Source organism: Iocasia fonsfrigidae (assembly GCF_017751145.1).
GTDB lineage: Bacteria > Bacillota > Halanaerobiia > Halanaerobiales > DTU029 > Iocasia > Iocasia fonsfrigidae.
Genome location: NZ_CP046640.1, coordinates 18,859 through 39,746 on the forward strand (window position 1 = coordinate 18,859; position 20,888 = coordinate 39,746).

Annotated in this window: 17 protein-coding genes, 1 tRNA gene, 2 rRNA genes and 1 riboswitch; of the genes, 19 read left to right on the forward strand and 1 reads right to left on the reverse strand. The window is 36.7% G+C overall.

From position 1 onward, the window contains the following. Nucleotides 1-43 precede the first annotated feature (43 nt). From GM661_RS00095 to GM661_RS00135, 9 genes are all read left to right on the forward strand, one after another. Nucleotides 44-3,131 (forward strand): 23S ribosomal RNA (locus GM661_RS00095). Nucleotides 3,132-3,237: 106 nt separating this feature from the next. Continuing rightward, nucleotides 3,238-3,354: ribosomal RNA gene (rrf, locus tag GM661_RS00100) — 5S ribosomal RNA — on the forward strand. 33 nt (nucleotides 3,355-3,387) lie between these two features. Next, nucleotides 3,388-3,463, forward strand: a tRNA-Asn gene (locus tag GM661_RS00105). 130 nt (nucleotides 3,464-3,593) lie between these two features. After that, complete coding sequence (locus GM661_RS00110; RefSeq protein WP_230868203.1) at nucleotides 3,594-4,616, forward strand: peptidylprolyl isomerase; 1,023 nt, start codon at nucleotides 3,594-3,596, stop codon at nucleotides 4,614-4,616. 464 nt (nucleotides 4,617-5,080) lie between these two features. Continuing rightward, a complete protein-coding gene (locus GM661_RS00115; RefSeq protein WP_230868204.1) occupies nucleotides 5,081-6,055 on the forward strand; it encodes a LacI family DNA-binding transcriptional regulator in 975 nt (324 codons plus the stop codon). A 429-nt stretch (nucleotides 6,056-6,484) separates the two neighbouring features. Continuing rightward, nucleotides 6,485-7,939: a sucrose phosphorylase gene (gene gtfA, locus GM661_RS00120; protein WP_230868205.1), complete on the forward strand. Its 1,455-nt coding sequence runs from the start codon at nucleotides 6,485-6,487 to the stop codon at nucleotides 7,937-7,939. A gap of 232 nt (nucleotides 7,940-8,171) precedes the next feature. Then, entirely contained in the window at nucleotides 8,172-9,422 is a 1,251-nt protein-coding gene (locus tag GM661_RS00125; protein ID WP_407929626.1) for an ABC transporter substrate-binding protein, read from the forward strand. A gap of 86 nt (nucleotides 9,423-9,508) precedes the next feature. Beyond that, complete coding sequence (locus GM661_RS00130; RefSeq protein ID WP_230868207.1) at nucleotides 9,509-10,390, forward strand: carbohydrate ABC transporter permease; 882 nt, start codon at nucleotides 9,509-9,511, stop codon at nucleotides 10,388-10,390. Further along, a complete protein-coding gene (locus tag GM661_RS00135; RefSeq protein ID WP_230868208.1) occupies nucleotides 10,390-11,217 on the forward strand; it encodes a carbohydrate ABC transporter permease in 828 nt (275 codons plus the stop codon). Before GM661_RS00130 ends, GM661_RS00135 begins: the two co-directional genes overlap by 1 nt. Before the next feature lie 130 nt (nucleotides 11,218-11,347). Here GM661_RS00135 and GM661_RS00140 read toward each other — a convergent pair whose 3' ends face one another. Continuing rightward, on the reverse strand, nucleotides 11,348-11,497 hold the full coding sequence (locus tag GM661_RS00140) for a hypothetical protein (RefSeq protein ID WP_164522090.1): 150 nt from the start codon (nucleotides 11,495-11,497) through the stop codon (nucleotides 11,348-11,350). Nucleotides 11,498-11,888: 391 nt separating this feature from the next. On the opposite strand from GM661_RS00140, the gene GM661_RS00145 reads away from it, so the two are divergent. The 10 genes from GM661_RS00145 (at nucleotide 11,889) to thiM (ending at nucleotide 20,747) form a co-directional block, all read left to right on the forward strand. Further along, nucleotides 11,889-12,632, forward strand: coding sequence for a basic amino acid ABC transporter substrate-binding protein (locus GM661_RS00145; RefSeq protein ID WP_230868209.1), 744 nt, complete (start codon nucleotides 11,889-11,891; stop codon nucleotides 12,630-12,632). Nucleotides 12,633-12,698: 66 nt separating this feature from the next. Beyond that, nucleotides 12,699-13,337, forward strand: a complete 639-nt coding sequence (locus GM661_RS00150; RefSeq protein ID WP_230868210.1) for an amino acid ABC transporter permease — start codon at nucleotides 12,699-12,701, stop codon at nucleotides 13,335-13,337. Then, nucleotides 13,334-14,092, forward strand: coding sequence for an amino acid ABC transporter ATP-binding protein (locus GM661_RS00155; RefSeq protein ID WP_330165237.1), 759 nt, complete (start codon nucleotides 13,334-13,336; stop codon nucleotides 14,090-14,092). Before GM661_RS00150 ends, GM661_RS00155 begins: the two co-directional genes overlap by 4 nt. Further along, the gene (locus GM661_RS00160) at nucleotides 14,092-14,763 is read left to right on the forward strand and encodes an amino acid ABC transporter permease (protein WP_125987140.1); all 672 of its coding nucleotides are present in this window, start codon (nucleotides 14,092-14,094) and stop codon (nucleotides 14,761-14,763) included. Before GM661_RS00155 ends, GM661_RS00160 begins: the two co-directional genes overlap by 1 nt. A 26-nt stretch (nucleotides 14,764-14,789) precedes the next feature. Next, nucleotides 14,790-15,998 carry a M20 metallopeptidase family protein gene (locus GM661_RS00165; protein WP_230868211.1) on the forward strand — a complete coding sequence of 403 codons (1,209 nt, stop codon included), beginning with the start codon at nucleotides 14,790-14,792 and terminating at the stop codon, nucleotides 15,996-15,998. Between the two features lie 456 nt (nucleotides 15,999-16,454). After that, nucleotides 16,455-16,544, forward strand: a riboswitch (TPP riboswitch). Between the two features lie 90 nt (nucleotides 16,545-16,634). Continuing rightward, the gene (gene thiE / locus GM661_RS00170; RefSeq protein WP_407929627.1) at nucleotides 16,635-17,270 is read left to right on the forward strand and encodes a thiamine phosphate synthase; all 636 of its coding nucleotides are present in this window, start codon (nucleotides 16,635-16,637) and stop codon (nucleotides 17,268-17,270) included. A 25-nt stretch (nucleotides 17,271-17,295) separates the two neighbouring features. Next, nucleotides 17,296-18,582 (forward strand): phosphomethylpyrimidine synthase ThiC, encoded by a 1,287-nt coding sequence (gene thiC, locus GM661_RS00175; protein WP_230869744.1) that lies wholly within the window; start codon nucleotides 17,296-17,298, stop codon nucleotides 18,580-18,582. Nucleotides 18,583-18,617: 35 nt separating this feature from the next. Beyond that, complete coding sequence (gene thiW, locus GM661_RS00180; protein WP_230868213.1) at nucleotides 18,618-19,112, forward strand: energy coupling factor transporter S component ThiW; 495 nt, start codon at nucleotides 18,618-18,620, stop codon at nucleotides 19,110-19,112. Beyond that, nucleotides 19,112-19,936 (forward strand): bifunctional hydroxymethylpyrimidine kinase/phosphomethylpyrimidine kinase, encoded by an 825-nt coding sequence (thiD, locus tag GM661_RS00185; protein ID WP_230868214.1) that lies wholly within the window; start codon nucleotides 19,112-19,114, stop codon nucleotides 19,934-19,936. The genes thiW and thiD overlap by 1 nt, the downstream gene beginning before the upstream one ends. Before the next feature lies 1 nt (nucleotide 19,937). After that, entirely contained in the window at nucleotides 19,938-20,747 is an 810-nt protein-coding gene (thiM, locus tag GM661_RS00190; RefSeq protein WP_230868215.1) for a hydroxyethylthiazole kinase, read from the forward strand. Nucleotides 20,748-20,888 lie beyond the last annotated feature (141 nt).

Here is a 20,888-nt window from a genome sequence, read left to right on the forward strand (position 1 = left end):
GACGGAAACTTCTAGGAAGGTACTACAATTTTCTAAGAAGAAAGATTAAGCTAATAAGGGCTTACGGTGGATACCTAGGTACCTGGAGCCGAAGACGGACGTGCCAAGCTGCGAAAAGCCGCGAGTAGCTGCTAAGAAGCGTAGATACGCGGATATCCTAATGGGGAAACCCGACGGTCGAGAGGGCCGTCATCATATAGTGAAAGAAGTAGCTATATGAAGGGAACCGGGGGAAGTGAAACATCTAAGTACCCCGAGGAAAAGAAATCAAAAGAGATTCCCTAAGTAGCGGCGAGCGAAAGGGGAAGAGCCCAAACACATTTAATGTAAGGCTACAGCCGTTGTTAAATGTGGGTTTAGGATAATCAAGAGTGAGACTGTAGAATCACAAAGGCAGTTGAATCTTTAGCCGAATGACCTGGGAAGGTCAGCCAGAGAGAGTAAAAGCCTCGTAGGTGAAAAGGAGAGACACCTTAGATTATCCAGAGTACCACGGGACACGAGGAACCCTGTGGGAAGAAGGGAAGACCATTTTCCAAGGCTAAATACTACCAGGTAACCGATAGTGAACAAGTACCGTGAGGGAAAGGTGAAAAGAACCCCGTGAGGGGAGTGAAATAGAATATGAAACCGTAAGCTTACAAGCAGTGGGAGGACTATTAGAAAGTCTGACCGCGTACTTTTTGTAGAACGGACCGGCGAGTTATTCTTAGTAGCGTAAGGTTAAGCCAGAAAGGTGAAGCCGCAGCGAAAGCGAGTCTGAATAGGGCGCAAGTTACAAGGAATAGACCCGAAGCCAGGTGATCTACCCATGACCAGGGTGAAGCGGGAGTGAGAACCCGTGGAGGCCCGAACCAGGTGATGTTGAAAAATCATTGGATGAGTTGTGGGTAGGGGTGAAAGGCCAATCGAACCTGGAGATAGCTGGTTCTCCTCGAAATAGCTTTAGGGCTAGCCTCAAGGAATAAAACTAGGCGGTAGAGCACTGATTGGACTAGGGGCCCAACAAGGTTACCGAATCCATTCAAACTCCGAACACTTAAGTTTATAAGCCTTGGGAGTCAGACTACGTGGGATAAGCTTCGTAGTCGAAAGGGAAACAGCCCAGACCACCAGTTAAGGTCCCAAAGTACAGACTAAGTGGGAAAGGAAGTGAGGTCGCAAAGACAACCAGGATGTTGGCTTAGAAGCAGCCATACATTTAAAGAGTGCGTAATAGCTCACTGGTCGAGCGTCCTTGCGCCGAAAATGTAACGGGGCTAAAGTCTGTCACCGAAACTGTGGATGTGTAAATTGTTCACGGAGTCTATTGATAACTAAGAGATAGAGATATAGAGTTACATTTAGTCAAAAGTAACAAAAAGAAATTCAAAACGAGACTTTTGACCAAATGACTCCAGGCTAAAGTCTATTTAGCAAAGCAGTAGATTGCGTGAACAGTTTACACATGGTAGAGGAGCATTGTATAGTGGAAGAAGTTGTACCGTAAGGAGCAGTGGACGCTATACAAGAGAGAATGCCGGTATGAGTAGCGAAAAGAGGGGTGAGAATCCCCTCCGCCGAAAGTCTAAGGTTTCCTGAGGAAGGCTCGTCCGCTCAGGGTAAGCCGGGACCTAAGCCGAGGCCGAAAGGCGTAGGTGATGGATAATTGGTAGAGATTCCAATGCCGCTATTAATCGTTTGAATGAAGTGGGGACACGGCAAGAAAGACAAAGCACACGACTGGAGGTGTGTGCAGAAGCCCAAGGTAGGAATAAAGAGGCAAATCCCTTTATTTAACTATCGAAGGTGATCTGGACCCGAGAGAGGGGAAGTTGTCAAACAAGCTGTCAAGAAAAGCCACTAGTGAGATTAATAGTGCCCGTACCGCAAACCGACACAGGTAGACGGGATGAGAATTCTAAGGCGCGCGAGAGAACCCTTGTTAAGGAACTCGGCAAAATGACCCCGTAACTTAGGGAGAAGGGGTACCACGAAAGTGGGCACAGCAAAGAGGCCCAAGCGACTGTTTAGCAAAAACACAGGTCTCTGCTAAGTCGTAAGACGAAGTATAGGGGCTGACGCCTGCCCGGTGCTGGAAGGTCAAGGGGAAGTGTTAGGTGAAAACCAAAGCATAGAACCTAAGCCCCAGTAAACGGCGGCCGTAACTATAACGGTCCTAAGGTAGCGAAATTCCTTGTCGGGTAAGTTCCGACCTGCACGAATGGCGTAACGACTTGGGCACTGTCTCAACAAGGGACTCGGCGAAATTGTAGTACCAGTAAAGATGCTGGTTACCTGCGACAGGACGGAAAGACCCCGTGGAGCTTTACTGTAGCCTGATATTGGGTTTTGCTAAAGGATGTACAGGATAGGTGGGAGGCTAAGAGCTTGGTACGCTAGTATCAAAGGAGCCGCAAGTGGGATACCACCCTTTCTTTAGCGGAATTCTAACCAGAGGCCATAAACTGGTCATGGGACATTGTCAGGTGGGCAGTTTGACTGGGGCGGTCGCCTCCAAAAAAGTAACGGAGGCGCCCAAAGGTTCCCTCAGTGCGGATGGAAATCGCACGAAGAGTGTAAAGGCAGAAGGGAGCTTAACTGTGAGACCAACAAGTCAAACAGGTACGAAAGTAGGGCTTAGTGATCCGGCGGTATTGAATGGAAGAGCCGTCGCTCAACGGATAAAAGTTACCCCGGGGATAACAGGCTTATCTCCCCCAAGAGTTCACATCGACGGGGAGGTTTGGCACCTCGATGTCGGCTCGTCGCATCCTGGAGCTGAAGCAGGTTCCAAGGGTTGGGCTGTTCGCCCATTAAAGCGGTACGCGAGCTGGGTTCAGAACGTCGTGAGACAGTTCGGTCCCTATCCGTCGCAGGCGAAGGATACTTGAGAGGAGCTATCCCTAGTACGAGAGGACCGGGATGGACACACCGATGGTGTATCAGTTGTTCCGCCAGGAGCATAGCTGAGTAGCTAAGTGTGGAATGGATAAACGCTGAAAGCATCTAAGCGTGAAACCAGCCTCAAGATTAGGTATCCCACTCGCAAGAGGTAAGCCCCCTGGTAGATGACCAGGTTGATAGGTTGGAGGTGGAAGTGTGGTAACACATTAAGCTGACCAATACTAATAGGGCGAGGGCTTAATCTTAACTTTAAAAATTATTTTCCTGTATGCATTTTTGAAAGAATAGTCTATTGACAACTAAGATAGATATGCTATAATATTTGGTGTATTATAAAAAGTAGATAAAATTTTCGGTGGCAATTGCGGAGGGGAAACACCTGTTTCCATTTCGAACACAGCAGTTAAGTCCTCCAGCGCCTATGGTACTGCAAGGGTGACTTTGTGGGAGAGTGGGTCGCTGCCGATTTTATTTATATTTATATAGTTTACTAATATGTGTTCCCCGATAGCTCAGTTGGTAGAGCAGATGGCTGTTAACCATCGAGTCGCAGGTTCGAGTCCTGCTCGGGGAGCCATTTTTTTAGGATTAGCTTATTTTAATCTAATTTTAATTAAAGTATTGCAGGGTTTTTGTTTGGTTTATAGAACTTATTTAATAATATGATAAAGATTTTAATTCAAAAATTTAGAAGGAGAGTTGATTTAATGAGGTTTAAAAAGTTTAAAGGTATAGGATTATTTCTTCTTGTTTTAGTATTAATTACTATACCTGTCATGGCTGCTCAGGAGGATGAAAGTCAAGAAGAAAAGCAGGAAGTAATTGCTGCTATAGTAAATGGTGAGGAATTAACAGTTAATCAATTGGATTCATTTATTAATCTTGGGAAATTTGCGCAGCAATTATATCAAACTGATCAGGATCTTATGAAAATTATATTTACAACAGAAGTTGGACAGGATGTATTAAATGAATATAGAAAAGTCAAATTAGAGGGTTTTATTAATGCGGTTTTACTTGATCAGGAAATTAAGAATAGAAATATAGTTCTTACAGATGAAGAAAAAGATGAGATATTTAATAATCAGATTGCTGGTTTAAAAGAAAATGAAGGTGCAACTGATGAAGAGATACTTGATAGTATAAAACAGATGGGCCTTAATAGTATGGAAGAATATAAGGAATTTTTATTTGAACGGTTAGGAGATCAACTCCTACTAGCTAAACTACAAAAAGAAATATTGGATACGGCATCTGTTACCGATGAAGAGATTGAGAATTATTATAATGATAATATAGACAGTATGGAACAGGTTGAACAGATTAAAACAAGCCATATCTTACTGGAAAACGAAGAAATGGCCAATCAGGTGCTCAACCAAATAAATAATGGGGCTGATTTTGCAGAAATGGCTAGGGAGTATTCTGTTGATAATTCTGCTAAAAATGGTGGCAACTTAGGTTATATTAAAAAAGGTGATAAAAACTGGGATCAGGATTTTACTGAGGCAGCTTTTGCTCTTGATGAAAATGAAGTCAGTGATGTAGTGAAGACACAATTTGGTTACCACATTATAAAGGTTTTTGACCATGTTGAGGAAAAGACATACCAACTTGAAGAAGTTAAGGATGAAATTGAGGGAGAATTGTTAAATAATAAAAGGCAGGAAATATGGAATCAATTTATACTGGATCTACATGAAAACGCTGAAATTGAAAGAAAGCTCTAAAAATAATGTAGTATAGATTTATATATAAAAACACCCTTGAAGAAATTCAGGGTGTTTTTATATTTTGCGCTTGACATGATTATCTGCTCGCTAAAAAGTTGTAATAGGAGTTAGTAATGCTAACTATTAGCTGAAGCAAAGGTATCCATTTACTTGATTATTTTCAGGCTTATTATATAATAATACTTAAAGAGTCTGTTCGAAAAGTATCAGTATATACCGCCGGGGATTATATACCCCTTCACTCACTGCCCTCTTTATTATAAACGCATTGTTGAGGCCAGTACTAACTAATCGACTTGTGTCGCAACGGTAATACCTTAACTTTGTTCAGGGATATATAATCCTCTATTTATACCTTTTTAAACACACACTTAAAGAATTGTAATTTATATACTAAGTTAAGTGTTAAAATTTATAGATAGAGAGTATTAGTTTATGGTAAATATGAGGTGGTGTTTAGTATGGCAACTTTAAAAGATATTGCAAAAGGGGCAGGGGTTACGGTAACTACTGTGTCCCGTGTCTTGAATAATAGGGGATATATTAGTGATGAAACCAGAAATAAAGTATATAGAGTAATGAAAGAGTTAAATTATCAGCCTAATGAAATAGCCCGTTCACTGGCAAGAAAGAAATCCAATATCATTGGTCTGATCATTCCCACAGTAGCTCATTCTTTTTTTAGTGAGTTATCTTTTTATCTGGAATATTATGCTTATAACAATGGTTATAAGGTATTATTATGTAATTCTCAACTAGAACAGAAGAAAGAAAAAGAATATATTGGTATGTTAAGAGCACATCAGGTGGATGGTATAATAATGGCTAGCCATACTCTTGAAGTGGATGAGTATCTTAGTTTAAATTTACCGGTAGTTACTGTTGATAGGAAAGTTGATGAGATACCCAATGTTTCTTCTGATAACTATTACGGGGGAAGTTTGGCTACCAATTTACTGATCGACAAAGGCTGTAATAAAATTGCTTATATTGGAGGGAGTTTAAAACTTAATCTACTTGCCAATAAACGATATGAAGCTTTTATAAATACAGCTAAAGGGAGAAATGTTGATTTTTTAAATGTGGAAACAGATATAAATGGTTTTAAAATAGAGGAATATGAAGAACTGATCAATAATTTATTTCAGAAACACCCGGAAATAGATGGTATATTTGCCAGTAGTGATTTAATTGCTGCCAGTATTATTAAAGTTTGTAATAGAATTAATAAAAAAGTGCCTGATGATGTGAAAATTGTAGGCTATGATGATGTTAAAGTAGCATCTCTTTTTGTACCACAAATTACTACAATAAGGCAGCCAATAGAAAATATGGGTAAGCTAGTAATTGAATTATTAGTAAAACTTATAGATGAAAAGGATGTTATAAATGATAATATACTACCTGTTAAACTAATTGAAAGAGAAACAACATAATTTTAATTGAGAGTAGGAATGTTTCCCTTCTGCACACTACATTTAGGCTTTAATTTTACGCCTGTTACTTATGATGGTTTAAACCTTGCCTCATTACGCTTATACAATCATTTTATATCCAGATAATAAAGGTGTTACTATATTTATGTCAATCGATTAATATAATCTCAACCACATACCTCCAAGCTGTGGAATAATCTTTATTTGCAGTAGGAGACTAACACCTTTTTCTCTAAATATTAGTTGAACTGCTTGATAAGTTTTTAAAGAAATTTAGAATAGAGTAGTTTTTAGTGAATAATTGATAAAAATAGGGACTAATAATTTAATATGTTAAGCGTTTGACATATTGCAAAATTTGCTTTATAATATAATTAATATTATGTAATTGATAAAGTAATATTAACTGCTAGAAAGGAAGCAATTTAGATGCCAATTAAAAATGAAGTAATGTTGATTGTTTATGCTGATAGTATGGGAAAGAATTTAAAAGACCTTAAGTATATATTAAATAAGTATTTTAAAAATGCTATTGGGGGGGTTCATATCCTACCTTTTTATCCATCCTCAGCTGACCGGGGGTTTGCTCCACTTACCTACAGCGAGATTGATAAGGAATTTGGTAGCTGGGAAGATTTAGAAAACCTGAATGAGGATTTTTATTTAATGTATGATTTTATGATTAATCATATTTCCAGACAGTCTAAATTCTATAAAAATTTTAAAAAAAATAAGGATGTTTCTCCTTATGCTGATTTTTTTATCAGGTATAAAGATTTCTGGCCAGGTGGTGAGCCGGCTCAAAAAGATATTGACCTTATCTATAAAAGAAAGCCCAGAGCCCCATATGTAGAGGTTAAATTTGAAGATGGAACAAGTGAGAAAATATGGTGTACCTTTGATGAAGAGCAGCTTGATCTTAATCTTAATTCTAAAGTTGTCAGGGACTTTATTAGTGATTCACTTATTTATCTGGCTGAAAAAGGGGCTTCTTTAATTCGCCTTGATGCTTTTGCCTATGCAATTAAAAAAATAGGAACTAGTTGTTTTTTTATTGAGCCTGATGTCTGGGAATTATTGGGATTTACTAAATCAATATTGGAGCCTTATGGGGTAGAGATTCTACCGGAAATTCATGAACATTACTCTATTCAGTTAAAGCTGGCTGAAAAGGGGTACTGGGTATATGATTTTGCTCTGCCTATGTTGATGCTTTATTCTCTATATAGTGGTTCAGGTAAAAGATTGGTTAACTGGTTAAAGACTTGTCCCAGGAAGCAATTTACTGTTTTGGATACACATGATGGAATTGGGGTAGTGGATGTCAAGGATTTATTAACAGAAGAGGAGATAGAGCTGACTAAAGATTATCTCTATTCCAGAGGATCAAATGTGAAGAAGATTTATAGTAGCACAGCTTATGATAACCTTGATATTTACCAGGTTAATTGTACTTATTACTCAGCTCTTGGCAACAATGATGATGGCTATTTAACTGCCAGGGCTATTCAGTTCTTTACTCCAGGTATTCCCCAGGTTTATTATGTGGGGTTACTGGTTGGAGAGAATGATATTGAACTTCTTGAAAAGACAAAGGTTGGTAGGAATATTAACCGCCATTATTATACTCTAAAAGAGATCGAAGAGAACTTTACGAGACCTGTTCAACAGCGGTTAATAAATTTAATGAAATTTCGTAATTTATATCCAGCCTTTGATGGAGAATATAGGATTCATGATACTATAAATGATGAGATAATTAAGATATCCTGGAAAAAGGATTTATATGAAACTATTCTGACCGCTAATCTTAAAGAGTATAAGTTCTCTATTGATTATTTTGATCCTGAAATTGGTGGGTACAAACAGTTGATTGGTGTTTAATTTTTTAAAATTACTTAGTGTTTTAAGTGAAGGTATTCATATAAAGGTGTCAAATGATTAATATCTATTTTAAACGTTTTTATAATTTAAGGTAATAATAATGATTTGTAACTACTTAATAGTCAGAAATAAGGAAGCAAAGTTTGAACTACTTATTTCTGGATACTTTAAGTAGGAACAATATTTTAAAATAATTAAAGGAGGAAGAATTGATATGAAGAAGTATTTGTCTATGGTTGTTTTCTTGATGGTTATTCTTGTTTCCAGTTTTGTTATAGTGAATGCCGGAAATGTTGAAATTACCTTGGTTAACTCCAAGGAAGAGATTCAGAAACAATTAGAGGAAGCTGCTGAAGTATTTGAAAGTGAGAATCCAGGTATAAGCTTGGAAGTTATTCCCGCACCTGCTGGTCAATCACCATATGAAAAGGTTGTAGCAATGTATGCATCAGGTAATGCGCCGACACTTGCTATGTTAGACCCAGGTGATATGCCTAAATTTACTGAGAAATTTATGGATCTATCATCTCAAAAATGGGCCAAGGATGGTATGCCAGGTGCCTTTAATGCGGCAGAAATTGATGGTAAATTAATTGGTTTTCCACTTGCTATAGAAGGATATGCCTTTATTTATAATAAGAAAATTGTAGAAAAGGCAGTTAATGGTGATTTTGATCCTTCTACAATAAAAACAAGAGATGACCTGGAGAGATTATTTCAACAGATTGAAGATTCTGGAGTGTCTCCCCTTCATATTTCACCGATGGATTGGTCATTAGGACAACATTACCTAGCTATAGCCTATATAGCTCAGTCTAAAGACCAAGAAGATGTATATAAGTTCCTGGATGACCTGAAGGCAGGTAAGGTTGATCTAGCTAACAATAAGGTCTTTAATGGTTTAATGGAAACCTTTGATGTAATGAAAAAATATAACATAGATAAAAATGATCCATTATCTGGAACTTATGATAGAGGTGCAGAATTACTGGGCCTGGGTAAAGTCGCTATCTGGTTTATGGGTAACTGGGCATGGCCGAGTCTTAATGAATTTGACCCTGACGGTCAATATGGATTTTTAGCTGTTCCAATTAGTAATAAGGCTGCTGATTTTGGTAACTCCAGCATAGTTAAAGGTTCTTCTAAGTTTATCGGGATTGATAAAGAGCAAAGTTCTAAAGAAGAACGGGCGGCTGCTCAGAAATTCCTGAACTGGTTAATTTATAGTGATAGTGGGCAAGATGTTTTGGTTAATAAAATGAATATTATTCCTGCCTATAAGAGTATAGAATTGGAACCTGCTGATCCACTGGCAAAATCTATAACTAAATATATGGTTAAAGCTCAGACTATTGAGACTATAACATTGCCAGCTGATCACTGGTCTGTAGTTGGTGCTTCTATGCAGAAATATCTGGCAGGATATATTGATAAAGCAGGTTTAGCAAAAGAGGTTGAAGCATACTGGAAGACTGTTAAATAAAATTATAGACAATGAATAAATATAAATATAGGGGGCAGCCTTTTACCCCCTATTTGTTTTATCTATTATGAAAGGAGTGAGTTAAAATGAACGAAAAAGGTTTTTTTAATAAACTCAAAATCTACTTAATATTTGCTGGGCCAACGACTTTTGCTTTTTTTGCTGTAATTATTATACCATTTATATTTGGCATATATTTGACATTTACTGACTGGAATGGACTTTCTTCTACTTACTCTTTTGTAAAAATAGCAAATTATATTTCTATACTATATGATTCAGCATTCTGGACTTCATTTTTATTAACTCTTAAATATGTATTTTATACTGTAGTAATTGTAAATGTTATGGCTTTTACTCTGGCATATTTTTTAACAAGTGGAATTAAAGGAGAAAATTTTTTGCGAGCTGGCTTTTTTATTCCTAATCTGATAGCTGGAATAGTATTAGGACTTATCTGGCGATTTATTTTTTCCAGAGTACTGGTTTATTTAGGACAAAATGTAAATTTGGGGATATTTTCTACTTCCTGGTTAGGTAATCCAGATAAAGCTTTCTGGACTTTGGTGATTGTGAGTGTCTGGCAGTATTCTGGGTATATGATGCTTATTTATATTGCAGGATTTATGAATGTACCTAAATCTGTCTTGGAGGCAGCCACCATTGATGGGGCTAGTTCTTTCCAGAAGGTAAAGAGTATAATAGCACCTTTGATGATCCCTTCTTTCATTATATCCATCTTCTTAACTTTACAGAGAGCTTTTCTGGTATATGATGTGAACTTAGCATTAACTAATGGAGATCCCTTTAAAAGCACAGAGTTACTATCACTACATATCTATCGAAAGGCATTTCTGGCACAGGACTATGCTATTGGACAGTCTCAGGCTTTTTTCTTTTTTCTAATAGTGGCAGGAATAACATTTACTCAGGTTTATTTCAGTAAGAAGTTGGAGGTGGAACAATAATGGTAAAGGAAAATAAAATGGTATCAAAATTAAAGACAGTGGTTTTATCGTTATTGTTATTGTTTTACATGACACCGTTTGCTATTCTGCTGCTGAATACTTTTAAAAATAAAAGACAGATTATCTCCGATCCCCTTGCTTTACCGGATAGTTTTAAGCTGAATAACTTTATAGAGGCTTTTGACAAAATGAATTACATTCATGCTTTTTTTAATACATTAATAATTACTGTCTTCAGTGTGTTTATTATTGTTATTTTTTCTTCCATGACAGCTTACCTATTTGTCAGATGCAAATGGAGGTTTAATAAAATTATGTTTTTTGTAATGGTGGCTTCGATGTTGATTCCTTTTCAGGCTGTAATGATACCCCTGGTTACTATCTATGGTTCATTAAATTTACTTAATAGTAAATGGAGTCTAATCTTTATGTATTTAGGATTTGGTACCTCACTGGCAGTATTTATCTATCATGGGTTTATTAAGAGTATACCATTAGAGTTAGAAGAGGCTGCCATGATAGATGGTTGTACTAGACTGCAAACTTTTTTTAAAATAGTCTTTCCATTACTCAAACCAACTACAATGACTATTATTATCTTGGATATGCTATGGATCTGGAATGATTTCCTGCTACCTTCGCTGGTATTGATATCATCAGACCAGAGGACATTACAACTTTCCACCTACTATTTTAATGGCACCTATACATCAGATTATCATTTGTTGATGGCTGGACTTTTATTGACTATTATTCCAGTTATTATTGTATATATCTTTGTCCAGAGACATATTATTAAAGGGGTTATGCAGGGGTCAATAAAATAATTGAGAAACTTAAAGGTTTGGAGAACAGTATGTACCTTAAGAGTCGCTTTCTATCGTCAATAAAAGTGGTAGAAGTATTGAAGAAAAATCAAGTAAGAGCAGGGAGATCCTGACTCTTACTTGATTTTTCTTATTTCTTATCATTTTGCCCATAATGAGTTTTATTAGCTGGTTTTTTATTTAATATTTTAAATTCGTTTTCCTTAGCTATTTCCAGATCTTTAAGTTTAATGGCCCTTTCTACACCCCTTTTTTTATTTCTTTTAAGTTTAATTTGCATTATTAAACCCCCTTTTTAATATTATTTTCCTTGTATTGTATAAATTTTATACCTGTTTATTTTAAACGAAAATATTAACAGTTTTTAAAGAACTTATATCTATTAAAAAACATGAATACAACATGTATATTATTAAAAAATATGTTATAATAAATACAGTTATTTAATTTTATATCTTTCCTAAAAAACAGGAGGATGCTGTTTTTTGAAGAATATATAAAAAAAGTGAAGATTAATAAATATACACATATTTATTGTGTGGATTTTAGAGGTGGTTAAATGGTTTAGATTAAGAGGGGAGTGGTATAATTAGATAAAGTAGCAGTTTTAAAAGGAGATGTGTTAGATTTAATATATGCATATAATTAATTAAAAAATAGGAGGAGTTTATATGAATTCTAAAAAAATATTTTCATTAATTTTGATTACTGTTCTGGTATGTGCTTTTAGTGGTCTAGCTTTTGCTAAAACCTATGTTGTTGGGACCAGTGCTGGTTTTCCACCTTTTGAATATGTTGATGAAAATGGAGATGTAGTTGGTTTTGATGTAGATTTAGTAAAGGCGATTGGGGAACTAAAGGGTTTTGATGTTGAGGTTAAGGATATTAGTTTTGATTCCCTGCCAGCTGCTTTAAAGACAGGAAATATAGATATGATTGCAGCAGGTATGACTATCACTACTGAAAGGGAAAAGGTATTGGATTTTTCTCAACCATACTGGACTGCTAACCAGAGTATCATTGTTACTGAGGATGCTCAAGAGGGATTAACTCTTTTATTTGGTGATCATGATATAGGTGTTCAGACAGGTACTACAGGTGATATCTGGGTAACTGATAATATTAAAGAAAAAGGTATTTTAACAGGTAAAGTAGCCCATTACGATACATTTGTACTGGTTGTTAGTGATCTTATTAATGGTAATCTTGATGGTGTTGTCCTTGATACTCCTGTTGCTGAGAGTTATGCTGCCCAAAAACCGGTTAAGGTAGTAGCGGAGATAGTAACAGGTGAGGAATATGGTATAGCTGTTGATGAGGGAAACACAGAATTATTAGACTTAATAAATGAAGGAATAGATGAATTGAAGGCAAATGGTAAGATGGATGAATTAATCACTAAGTACTTTAAATAATAGTTAAGTTAGAGAGGGTGTATTGGTATAAATAATCTTCAACTTATCTGGAGTTCCCTTCCTAATTTGCTGGGAGGGGCTCTGGTTACTATTAAACTTACAGCGGCAAGTCTGGCAATTGGGATAGTACTGGGTATTCCCTTAGCCTTTGGGCAAATATATGGTAATAGACTTATTAAAGGATTTATATCAATTTACGAGAGGCTCTTCAGGAGTATTCCCTTATTAGTTATTTTATTTCTTGTTTTTTATGGTTTTCCATATGCAGGTATACGTCTTCCTGATTTTCTAGCTGCAGTACTTGGAATAGGGTTAAGGAGTGCTGCCTATCAATCACAGATATACCGGGGGGCAATTCAATCTGTTTCAAATACACAGATGAAGGCAGCCTTATCAATGGGAATGACTAAGTTGCAGTCATTTTTTCATGTTATTTTACCACAGGCCATCAGGTTTGCTATCCCATCATTTTCTAATGAAGCAGCTATTGTTTTAAAAGATACGTCCCTGGCTTATGCCTTAGGTGTAATTGAATTATTAAGGCAGGGTTACTATGTAATTGCAACCAGTTATGAACCAATGGCGATATTTTTAGCAGTTGCAGCAATTTATTTAGTTATGACTGTTAGCCTGAATATGGTTTTGACCAGAATTGAAAATAAACTAAAGATTCCTGGAATAGGAATTGAAGGGAGTTCCCAATGAGTCAAAATACTATTCTAAGAATTGAAAATCTGTATAAAAGTTTTGGAGATAATGAAGTCCTCAAAGGTATTTCTTTATCCTTGAATAAAGGAGAAACAAAGGTTATTGTAGGGCCAAGTGGTACAGGGAAGAGTACTATCTTAAACAACATTAATATGTTAGTGCCGCCAGATAAAGGGGATATTTATCTGGAAGATATAAATATTACAAAAACTAATGATATCCATAAGGTTAGACAGGAGATTGGTTTTGTTTTTCAGGATTTTGGCTTATTTGATCATTTAACAGCTAAGGGTAATGTAATGATTGGTCTTACTAAAGTAAAAAAGATGGATAAAAAGGATGCTGAGGAACTGGCTGAGTTTGAATTAGAAAGGGTAGGTCTAAGTGATTTTGCTGATTCTTATCCTGCCCAGTTATCAGGTGGACAGAAACAGAGGGTTGGTATAGCACGGGCACTGGCCATGCAGCCTAAATTAATATTATTTGATGAACCCACTTCAGCCCTTGACCCGGAGTTAACCGGAGAAGTGCTTAATGTTATGAAAAATCTAGCAGAAGAGGGAATGACAATGTTGATAGTATCACATGAGATGGCTTTTGCTAGATCAGTATCAGATGAAATAATATTTATGGAAAAAGGTTCTATTGTTGAACAGGGACCACCAGAAAAACTATTTAACAATCCTGTTGAAGTAAGGACAAAGGAATTTCTTTTAAAATTGACAGAAATGTATAGTGAGAGTGATTCCTGATGTTAGATATCTTCAATTTATTTTTAGAATATTACCCACGGTTAATGAATGGATTGTTAATAACGATTGTATTAACGGTTATATCAATATTTTTAGGTACAATTTTTGGTGTTTTGCTGGCTTTAGGTAAAATCTATGGGAATAAAATAGTATCAAGACTGATTACAATATTTATTGGCCTTATCAGGGGAACCCCTTTATTGTGCCAATTATTCATCTTATATTTTGGGTTACCCCCTTATGGGATAAGGCTTCCAGCCCTTCTTGTGGCGGCAATAGGTTTTACTATAAATAGTGGGTGTTATCAGGCAGAATATTTAAGGGGTGCAATACAATCAGTAAGTGGTTGTCAGATGAAGGCGGCCAGGTCTATTGGAATGACACAGTGGCAGGGTATTATTTATGTTATTTTACCACAGGCCCTAAGGAGGGTAATTCCATCCTGGGCAAATGAATTTATTTATCTTTTAAAATATACCTCACTGGCATATATTATTGGTGCCCCTGAATTGATGGGCGAGGGAAAGGTGATTGCCAGTAGGAACTATGAATTTTTTAAGATGTATTTAATAATTGCTATTATATATCTGATAATTGTTCTAATACTCACCAAGGCCTTTGACTATCTGGAAGAAAGAGTGAAAATACCAGGTCTAGAGCATAGTAGATAATTAATATAAAAGAGGGTTTATATATTATGGGAGTTACTAATAAACAGCTTAAAAATACTGTAAATAAGATAAAGGATAAATTAATTAGTATAAGACGGGATATTCATATGTATCCAGAACTTGGTTTTGAAGAGAAGAGAACCGCCTCTATAATAGAAAAAGAATTAAGTTCTTTAGGGATAGAAGTAAAAACAGGTGTTGCTGGTACAGGCCTTGTTGGTTTAATAAAAGGCAGACAGGAAAAACCGGTAGTTGGACTCAGGGCTGATATGGATGCTTTATCTATTACAGAAAAAAATAAGTCTTCCTATGTATCAAGGTATAAAGGTAAAATGCATGCCTGTGGCCATGATGGGCATATTGCAATTTTGCTTGGAGTAGCAGAAGTTTTATCTGCTTTTAAGGAGGATATACCTGGTCAGGTGAAGTTAATCTTTCAACCTGCTGAAGAAGGTCCAGGTGGTGCTCTGCCAATGATTGAAGAAGGGGTTCTTGATAATCCTAAAGTAGACATAATACTGGGGTTGCACCTCTGGCAGGATATACCGGTTGGTAAAATTGGTATTCGTGATGGGGCAGAATTTGCTTCTGTTGATGAATTTGATTTGATTATTAAAGGAAAAGCTGCTCATGGGGCTAGCCCCCATCAGGGGGTTGATGCTATTTTAACTGCTTCACAGGTGATTAATTCTTTACAAAGTATAGTAAGCAGGAATGTTGCTCCTACAGAAGCAGCTGTTATTACAGTAGGAAAGATTAATGGTGGTTACCGGAGAAATATAATTGCTGATGAGGTAAATCTGGAAGGTACAGTCAGGTGTTTTTCAGCAGAGCTAAGGGATATGATTGAGAAGAGAATGGAAGAAATAATTAGTGGTATCTGTCAGGGGACAGGCTGTACTTATATTTTAGATTACCGCCGTGAGTACCCCCCATTAATAAATACCCCCGAGATTAATAGACAGATTAAATCAGTTGTAGGGGATTTAATAGGTCAGGATAGTGTTATTACTTTGCAAAAACCCACACTGGGTGGGGAGGATTTTGCCTTTTTTTTAGAAAAGGTACCGGGGAGTTTTTTTCTGCTTGGCAGCGGGAATATAGAAAAAGGTATTACTGCTCCCCAACATAGTTCATATCACAATATTGATGAAGATGCTATTCCCCTGGGTGTAGAAATATTAACTAATCTTGTATTTCAATTAAGTAATAAATTTCTGGAAAAGAAACATTAAAGTTATAAACTTTAATGTTGTGGATTGAAGACTGACAAATATATTTGTCTGGTTTTTATGATAGTCTAGATAACTTTGGGTGATAAATATTTTGAAGTGCCAGAGATTATTCTTTGTTCTAATTTTTAATAGTTTTGTTGTAGGCTATCGTCCTTAAAGTTTAATAGGTTAACCTTAAAGTAATTCCCTATTATAGAACAGAAAGAAATAAAAACTTGCTTAATTATGCACTTTTTGATATTATAAGATTGTGTTCGAAAAGTAATAATTAGGATTATATATCCTGAAACGAAGTTAAGGTGTACTGTTTAAGTGATGGGATATATAATATCTAACAGTTAATATATAAATATTTTTTGAGCAGATGCTATAAGATAAAGGATTATGTTGTTTTAAGAATGGCATAATGTAGATAGCTTTGGAATATATATTTCAAAATTAAATAAAAATTATAAAATAGATTTCTAGGGGTGCCCTTGAGGCTGAGATTATACCCTTATACCTGATCCAGTTAATACTGGCGTAGGGAAGTAATAATATGGTTTGATATGTGTAAGCCATTAGTTCCTTATTCAGGTAAGGGACTAATGGTTTTTTATTATTACCTGGGAAATTATTTGAGGAGGGATTTAATTGTTGAAAGATAGGGTTTTAGGGACAGATCTATATTGTATTACTGATGAGGGTCTTTCTAAGGGCAGGGATAATATTGAAGTGGTAAATGAATTGCTACGGGCTGATATAAAGATTATTCAGTACCGGGCAAAAAACAAGAGTATGAAGGGAAAATATGAAGAGTGCCGAAAAATAAGAAAGTTAACAGCTGAGAGAGGTGTGACGTTTATTGTTAATGACCATATAGACCTTGCTCTGGCTGTAGAGGCTGATGGGGTGCATATTGGTCAGGGTGATTTGCCAATTGAGGTTGTTCGAAGACTTATTGGTGATAAGATGATTATTGGCTTATCCACCCATTCACCTGAAGAGATAGAAAACGGTGTCAGGGCTGGTGCTGATTATCTGGGGATAGGTCCTGTCTTTTCAACCAGTACCAAGGAAGATGCTTCACCACCACTTGGATTAGATTATTTGCGTGATGTAGCAGATAAAATCAAGATTCCTTTTGTGGTAATTGGTGGTATTACAGAGGCTAATATTGGCTCTGTGCGGGAGAGTGGCGCTGAGTGTATCTGCCTTATTTCAGAGATAGTTGGAGCAGAAGATATAGGGGAAAAGATAAGGGGTTTACGCAAATGTTTAGAAAAAAAATAAGGATTAAAGGGAGAGATTAATAATGATGACTTTAATGGAAAAGGCAAAGGCAGGGAAATTTACAGCTGTAATGGAGAAGGTGGCCAGGGATGAAGGTGTTAGTGTAGAACTTATCAGAAAAGGACTGGCAGAAGGAACAATAGTTATTCCCTGTAACCCTCGTCATAAAAAACTGGAACCGAGGGGAATAGGTGAGGGTTTGTCTGTTAAAATAAATGCCAATATTGGAACTTCTGAAGAGTATTCAGATATAGATGTTGAATTGGAAAAACTGACAACAGTTATTAAAAATGGCGGGGATGCTGTTATGGATCTCAGCACCGGTAATAAAATTTCTGAAACCAGGCAAGCGGTTATTGAAAATAGTACTATACCAGTAGGGACAGTTCCCATCTATCAGGCTGGTGTTGAAACACTACAGTCTGGTAGGGCTATTGTTGATATGACTGTCGATGATATCTTTAAAGCTATTGAAGCCCAGGCAGGGTCAGGAGTGGATTTTATTACAGTGCACTGTGGATTAACCAGGGAGGGTATAGAACACTTAAGGAAAGAAGGCAGAGTAACGGATGTTGTCAGCCGTGGGGGTTCTTTTCTCACTGGCTGGATGCTGCATAATGAGCAGGAAAATCCCCTTTATGAACAATATGATAGATTACTGGAGATTGCTCGCCAATATGAATTAACCCTTAGTCTGGGTGATGGACTACGTCCTGGTTCACTGGCAGATGCTACTGACAGGGGGCAGATCCATGAATTGTTAGTATTAGGGGAATTAGTTGATAGGGCTAGAGAAGTTGGTGTTCAAACCATGGTAGAGGGCCCGGGGCATGTACCATATGATCAGATTGAAGTAAATATTAAACTGGAAAAGGAATTATGTAAAGGTGCTCCCTTTTATGTGTTGGGGCCACTGGTAACGGATATTGCCCCTGGTTATGACCATATAGTAGCTGCTATTGGTGGGACGAAGGCAGCTGCAGCAGGGGCTGACTTCTTATGTTATGTTACACCTGCTGAACACCTGGGGCTTCCTACTATAAGTGATGTTAAGGAAGGTGTTATTGCCAGTAAAATAGCAGCACATGCTGCTGATCTAGCCAGGGGTAACAAAAAGGCCTTAAAGAGGAATAAAGAAATGGCAGTAGCCCGGAAGGCACTTGACTGGGAAAAGCAGATAAAACTAGCAATTGATCCGGAAAAAGCTAGAAAGTTCAGGAAAGAGCATAATACAGAAGAACGGGATGTCTGTGCTATGTGCGGTCAATTCTGTGCTATGAAGATAACTGAAGAGGTTTTGCGGAAAAAGTAATTAACAATTATCAAAAAAAGGTGATGAATAGCATTATGAAAGTATCTACAAAAAAAGTTGCTTTTGTCGGATTGTTTGTAGCTTTAGAGGTAGTTTTATCAGGGACATCAATACCTGTTGGTGTTACTAAAATAATGCCGCTACAACATACATTTAATGCTACTGCTGGTATTTTACTGGGGCCATGGTATGCGGTGGTAGCAGGTTTCTTTACTGCTGTTATGCGGGTTTCACTGGGAACGGGAACTATTTTTGCTTTTCCAGGGAGTGTTTTTGGGGGATTGGTAGTTGGTTATTTTTATAAGATAGGCAAAAAAGATTATGCTGCATTTACTGAGCCACTGGGTACTGCCCTGATAGGTGGAACATTAAGTGCACTTTTATTTGCCCCTGTAATTAATGCAGAAGGCAGTATCTGGTTTTTCATTTATCTTTTTGCTTTAAGTAGTGTACCAGGGGGTATTATTGGATATTTCTTTGTTAAATTAATTAGAAATGTATTGCCAAATATTAACTGGGAGGAATTATAATGCTCAAAAAAGCCTTAACTATTGCCGGGTCAGATTCTGGTGGTGGAGCAGGTATTCAGGCTGATTTGAAGACCTTTTCAGCACTTGGTGTTTATGGTTTGAGTGTTATTACTTCTATTACTGCCCAGAATACCACTGGGGTAATTGCTGTAGAGGATATCTCACCTACTATGGTGGCTAAACAAATAGATGCTGTGTTTAGTGATATTCAAATTGATGCTGTTAAGATAGGAATGGTTTCAAATAGGGAGATAATTAAGGTCATAGTAGAGGGATTAAGAAAATGGGATGTCAAGAATATAGTCCTTGACCCGGTTATGATGTCAGAGAGTGGTAGTAGACTTCTGGATGTCGAAGCTCGTTCTACATTAATTAAGGAGTTAATACCACTGGCTGATATTATAACACCAAATCTGTTTGAAGCCTCTATATTACTAGAAAGAGATGTAATTACTTTGAAAGATATGGAAAATGCTGTCAAGGAACTAACAAAAATGGGTTGTAGTTCTGTGCTGCTTAAAGGTGGTCATCTGACTGACAGGACTTTAGCTAAATTGACTACTAAGGCTATTGATGTTTATTATGATGGTCAATCATTATTAAGGTATCAGGCTGACAGGGTTAAAACTAGAAATATCCATGGGACAGGCTGTACCTATTCTTCAGCAATAGCTGCTTATCTTGCCTTTGGTTTTAAAATGGATAGATCAATAGCCAGGGCAAAAGATTATATTACAGGGGCTATCCAGAATAGTCTTAACATTGGAGACGGACCTGGCCCGACAAATCATTTTTATAATTTATGGAAGGAGAAAGGGGAATAATATGGATTGTACTAAATTGGTAAATAAGGTTATTTATGATAGGGAAAAAATCAGGGAAAAGAAACCTTTAATACATCATATAACTAATTATATAACAGCTAATGATTCTGCAAATATAACATTAAGTATTGGTGCTTCGCCTGTTATGGTTGATAACCCTGCTGAAATAAAAGAAATAATTCAAATGGCTGATGCTTTGGTCTTAAATATCGGTTCATTATCTTCTGGACAGGAGGGGGTCTGCCTAAAGGCTGTTGAACTGGCTAATAAAAGAGATATTCCGGTTATCCTTGATCCAGTAGGGGCAGGGGCAATAAGTATTAGAAAGGAATTAGTTATCAGTTTATTGAGTGATTATAAGATTAATATAATCAAAGGGAATCTTGCTGAGATTAAATCAATTATAGATATACCTACCAGTGTAAAAGGAGTTGATTCGGAAGACACTATGGGGGGTGCTGGAGAAGCAGCACGGGAGTTGGCCTGGAAGTATAATACGATTACGGTTATTACCGGGAAACAGGATTTTATTAGTGATGGTCAAAGTATAGTAATCATTGATAATGGTGTCCCTTTACTGGCTATGGTAACAGGTACAGGGTGTATGACAGCATCACTGATAGGGGCTTTCTCTGCCGTAGAAGGAGGTAGTCTTTATGCTGCTGTAGGGGGAGTTTTAACTATGGGGATTGCTGGTCAGTTAGCAGCCAGGCAGGCAGTAGGCCCTGGTATGCTGCGTTATAAATTAATAGATGAGGTTTATCATATTAATGAAAATAAGTATAAAAAATTGGCTCAAATAAGTTTTTAGAGCTAGTTTGAGTAATTTAATTATGTCTTTGGGAAGGGGATTAAATTTAAGTAAAGATTAAATATAATGGCCAAAACTGACTCCCCTTTGACAAAGTAGGGTTAATATAGTAAAATTGAAAACAAGATATGTGAAGGGATG

Excerpts from the sequence above, each read along its gene's own strand:
- GM661_RS00110 (WP_230868203.1), top strand. The coding sequence starts at position 3,594 with ATGAGGTTTAAAAAGTTTAAAGGTATAGGATTATTTCTTCTTGTTTTA.
- GM661_RS00155 (WP_330165237.1), top strand. The coding sequence starts at position 13,334 with ATGAGTCAAAATACTATTCTAAGAATTGAAAATCTGTATAAAAGTTTT.
- thiC (WP_230869744.1), top strand. The coding sequence starts at position 17,296 with ATGACTTTAATGGAAAAGGCAAAGGCAGGGAAATTTACAGCTGTAATG.
- gtfA (WP_230868205.1), top strand. The coding sequence starts at position 6,485 with ATGCCAATTAAAAATGAAGTAATGTTGATTGTTTATGCTGATAGTATG.
- thiD (WP_230868214.1), top strand. The coding sequence starts at position 19,112 with ATGCTCAAAAAAGCCTTAACTATTGCCGGGTCAGATTCTGGTGGTGGA.
- GM661_RS00165 (WP_230868211.1), top strand. The coding sequence starts at position 14,790 with ATGGGAGTTACTAATAAACAGCTTAAAAATACTGTAAATAAGATAAAG.
- thiW (WP_230868213.1), top strand. The coding sequence starts at position 18,618 with ATGAAAGTATCTACAAAAAAAGTTGCTTTTGTCGGATTGTTTGTAGCT.
- GM661_RS00125 (WP_407929626.1), top strand. The coding sequence starts at position 8,172 with ATGGTTGTTTTCTTGATGGTTATTCTTGTTTCCAGTTTTGTTATAGTG.
- GM661_RS00135 (WP_230868208.1), top strand. The coding sequence starts at position 10,390 with ATGGTAAAGGAAAATAAAATGGTATCAAAATTAAAGACAGTGGTTTTA.
- GM661_RS00130 (WP_230868207.1), top strand. The coding sequence starts at position 9,509 with ATGAACGAAAAAGGTTTTTTTAATAAACTCAAAATCTACTTAATATTT.
- GM661_RS00145 (WP_230868209.1), top strand. The coding sequence starts at position 11,889 with ATGAATTCTAAAAAAATATTTTCATTAATTTTGATTACTGTTCTGGTA.
- GM661_RS00140 (WP_164522090.1), bottom strand. The coding sequence starts at position 11,497 with ATGCAAATTAAACTTAAAAGAAATAAAAAAAGGGGTGTAGAAAGGGCC.
- GM661_RS00160 (WP_125987140.1), top strand. The coding sequence starts at position 14,092 with ATGTTAGATATCTTCAATTTATTTTTAGAATATTACCCACGGTTAATG.
- GM661_RS00115 (WP_230868204.1), top strand. The coding sequence starts at position 5,081 with ATGGCAACTTTAAAAGATATTGCAAAAGGGGCAGGGGTTACGGTAACT.
- thiM (WP_230868215.1), top strand. The coding sequence starts at position 19,938 with ATGGATTGTACTAAATTGGTAAATAAGGTTATTTATGATAGGGAAAAA.